The organism is Dietzia sp. B44, from assembly GCF_014145245.1.
GTDB classification, from domain to species: Bacteria; Actinomycetota; Actinomycetes; order Mycobacteriales; family Mycobacteriaceae; genus Dietzia; species Dietzia natronolimnaea.
The window spans coordinates 1-3,270 of record NZ_JAALEF010000242.1; the positions used below are offsets into that span (position 1 = coordinate 1).

Below are 3,270 nucleotides of genomic sequence, written 5' to 3' on the forward strand. Positions count from 1 at the left end.
CCCGGCGCAGCGCGCGCCGCATGGCCGAGGGCGTGGGCTCGGGATCGACGGGCGTCAGGGCGAGATCCATGTCCGTGATGATGCCCCACCGGGGCCGGGAGGTGGAGGGCCGGTGCTGCGTGGGAGGTCACGGGCGTGCGGAACGGGACCGCGCATTAGTCTGGGCGGCATGCCCGATCCCGCCCGTCCCCTGCGCAGCAACGGCGATCCCCTGGTGTCCGCACCCCCCCGTGGCGCCGGTGGCGCCCACGCCCTGCGCGAGCCGGCTCCGGCGACCGCCACCGAGGACGTCCCCGACTCCGGGGAGGGTCTGCTGACGTCCAACCGGGTTCTCGTCACGGCTCCGCGTCACCGGATCTCCCCCCGCACGCCGGTGTTGTGGGTGATCGAGGGGATCTGGTCGTGGGCGATCCTCGCCGCCCTGCAGGTCGGGTGGTACTTCTGGGGCGACAACGTGATGGGGTTCTGGAACTGGGTCGCGCTGGCCGCGACCGTCCCGTTCGCGTTCATGTCGATCGTGGTGGCGCCGTGGTGGCGCTACATCGTGGCCCGCTGGGACGTCTCGGACACCGCGGTGTGCTCGCGCAAGGGCTGGTGGACCACCCAGTTCCGGATCGCCCCGCTGGCCCGCCTCCAGACGGTGTACACCACCCGCAACCTGTTCGAGCGCTGGTTCGGCCTGGCCACGGTCCACGCCTCCACCGCCTCCGCCCAGGGCACGGTCGAGATCAGGGGGCTGACCCTCGCTGATGCCGAGGCCCTGGCCCAGCACCTCATCGCCATCGCCAACCTGGACTCGGAGGACGGGACGTGAGCGGACCGGGCGCCGCGACCGGGGTGACGGCGGGTCCGGACGACGACGACGAGGCCGGCTCCTCCGTCGACACCGCGCGGGACCCGGGTTCCGACCCGACGGAGGAGGACACCGCGGCCGATCGGACCGACGAGGCCGGACAGGTCGACCCGGAGGCCCCGTGGGAGCGGTTGTCCTGGCGGATGCTGCTGGTGGATCCCCTGGGGATGCTCACCCGGTTGCTCCCGCTGTTCCTCATCTCCCTGTGGCTGGGCTCGAACCGCAACAACTACTGGTTCGAGATCGGCGTCATCTCACTGATCGTCCTCGGCAGTCTGCTGCGGTGGCTGTCCACGAGCTATCAGGTCGGCCGGACCCACATCATCCTGAGGAAGGGCTTCTTCAGCCGCAACGTGGTCACGGTGTCGCGCCAGCGGATCCGCAGCGTGGACACCGAATCGGATCTGTTCCACCGGGTCATGCGGGTGTCGATCGTCGAGGTCGGCACCGGCCGCGCGGACTCCGGGAAGTCGGACGCCGAGCGGTTCCGGCTCAACGCCATCGACACGGCCCAGGTCGAGCCGCTGCGCGACGAGTTGCTCGAGCACCGGCGTGCCCTGGACCCGACGCTCAGCGAGGAGGACGAGGAGCAGTGGGGGTCGAAGTACGGTGAGGACATCTCCCAGTGGCGCGTCACGTGGGCAAGGTTCGCGCCGTTCTCCTTCATCGGGTTCGGCGTGCTCCTGTCACTGTGGCTCATCACCTGGCAGATGGGCGACATGCACGACCGCGTCATGGACCTCGCGGTGGTCGAGGCGGCCGTCTCGTGGCTCGATTCCCTCGGACAACCGTGGACCCTGGTCGGCGAGGCCGTCGCGATCTGGATGGTGGCCGGCGTCCTGGCGATCATCACGTACGCGATCCGCTACGGGAAGTACGCACTCACCGACCGTGGGCAGTTGCTCTACGTCCAGAACGGCATCCTGCGCCGCAAGCACCAGGCGTTGGACAAGGCGAGGCTCCGCGGGGTCGAGATCCGTCTGCCCGTGTACCTCCGGCTCCTGGGCGGCGGCCGGCTCGAGCCCATCATGACGGGGACCAAGAAGGGTGCCGCCGCGTCGACCCTGCTGCCGCAGGCACCCATCAAGGACGTCCGCCGGGTGGCGATCCGCATCCTCGGCGACCCGACCCCCGTCACCGTGCCTCTGCGACGTCACCCGTGGAAGGCCGCCCGGCGGCGGATCACCCGCGGACTCATGCCGTTCTGGATCGTGGCCGGTCTCATCGTCCTGGTCCGGATCGACTCCGGTCCCTCGGCCGACATCTGGGTGCGGTGGGCGATCCCGGCGGCCCTCGTGTTCTTCCTCGCGTTGTCGGTCGACCGGATCAGGATGCTCGGCCACGCACTGCTGCCCGACATGCTGGTGACCTCGCACGGGTCGTGGACCGCCAAGCGGACGGTGCTCGAGGCGGACGGGATCATCGGATGGACGGTGACCCAGTCGGTGTTCCAGCGCTCGGCCGGGGTCGCCACCGTCTCCGCGGCCACCCCGGCGGGCAACGGCGTCTACTCGGTGATGGACATGGACGCCGACGAGGCGTGGGCTCTGGCCGAGGCGCTGACCCCGGGGATCACGGACGTCTGGAACCACGAGGGTGACCCCGACGTGCGTTCCTCACCCTCGATGGGTATCCGGGCGCAGTGATCGACCCAGGGTCGCGACCCACAGCGGGATGAGACCGCCCACCAGCAGCAGCGCCAGGCCCCGCAACCCGATCGGGACCGGCATGTCCCCGCCGGGACCCAGGTTGAGCGCCACCAGGGTGAGGATCCAGATCAGGGCCGGGAACACGGCCACGATCGCGCGTTCGGACCAGGCGGAGGCCACCCGCACCAGGAACAGCGACCACGCGCCGGCCACCAGGATGGTGAACGGGGCCGGGACCGGGCCGACATACGCGGTCAACCAGGCGACGGTGAGGACACAGCTGGTCGCGGCCCCCACCGCGAGCATCAGCAGCGCCACGCCGAGCTCCACGGCCGAGGTGGTGCGCGCGACGGCGGTCCGGCGGGTCACCGGGACTCCCCCACGAGTCCGTCGAGAAGGTGTGCGGTGCCGGGCGGGCACTTGACGTAGGGGCCGTCGGGGTCGACGAGGTCGTGGGCGATGTACCACTCGACCTCCGAGACCGGCTGCAGCACCCCGTTGGTCAGTGCGAGGAACCACGGATCGTCGTCCGTGCCGGGCACCAGTTCCAGCTGGGTCGCGTGCCCGGTCAGTGCCTCCAACTTGGCCGCATAGGTCGCGTCGTCGAGCGGCACCCGGTGGGTGAGTCGGGAGTCCGGCACCGAGGGAAGCTCGGACTCCCCCGCGTGCCGCAGGTGGCCGGGTGGCGCGGGGTGCCGTCGCGAGACGTCCGACCGGGCGGTCACCGTCCACGCCATCCGCCGGGGCCGGTGGCCGGCCTCGTCGAGA

General features: G+C 70.9%; 3 protein-coding genes and 1 pseudogene. 2 read left to right on the plus strand and 2 right to left on the minus strand.

Annotated features, from left to right (window positions below; genetic code table 11):
* The first annotated feature begins 169 nt into the window (after positions 1–169).
* Together G6017_RS08820 and G6017_RS08825 are read left to right on the plus strand one after the other, a co-directional pair.
* Positions 170–814 carry a PH domain-containing protein gene (locus G6017_RS08820; RefSeq protein WP_179525600.1) on the plus strand — a complete coding sequence of 215 codons (645 nt, stop codon included), beginning with the start codon at positions 170–172 and terminating at the stop codon, positions 812–814.
* The gene (locus tag G6017_RS08825; protein WP_182610541.1) at positions 811–2,499 is read left to right on the plus strand and encodes a PH domain-containing protein; all 1,689 of its coding nucleotides are present in this window, start codon (positions 811–813) and stop codon (positions 2,497–2,499) included. The genes G6017_RS08820 and G6017_RS08825 overlap by 4 nt, the downstream gene beginning before the upstream one ends.
* Here G6017_RS08825 and G6017_RS08830 read toward each other — a convergent pair.
* Together G6017_RS08830 and G6017_RS08835 are read right to left on the minus strand one after the other, a co-directional pair.
* A complete protein-coding gene (locus G6017_RS08830) occupies positions 2,470–2,871 on the minus strand; it encodes a hypothetical protein (RefSeq protein WP_182610540.1) in 402 nt (133 codons plus the stop codon). The two genes, G6017_RS08825 and G6017_RS08830, sit on opposite strands and share 30 nt — an antisense overlap.
* A pseudogene (locus tag G6017_RS08835) lies at positions 2,868–3,270 on the minus strand (N-acetyl-1-D-myo-inositol-2-amino-2-deoxy-alpha-D-glucopyranoside deacetylase); the annotation flags it as partial. The gene G6017_RS08830 and the pseudogene G6017_RS08835, both read right to left, overlap by 4 nt.

Excerpts from the sequence above, each read along its gene's own strand:
- G6017_RS08820 (WP_179525600.1), top strand. The coding sequence starts at position 170 with ATGCCCGATCCCGCCCGTCCCCTGCGCAGCAACGGCGATCCCCTGGTG.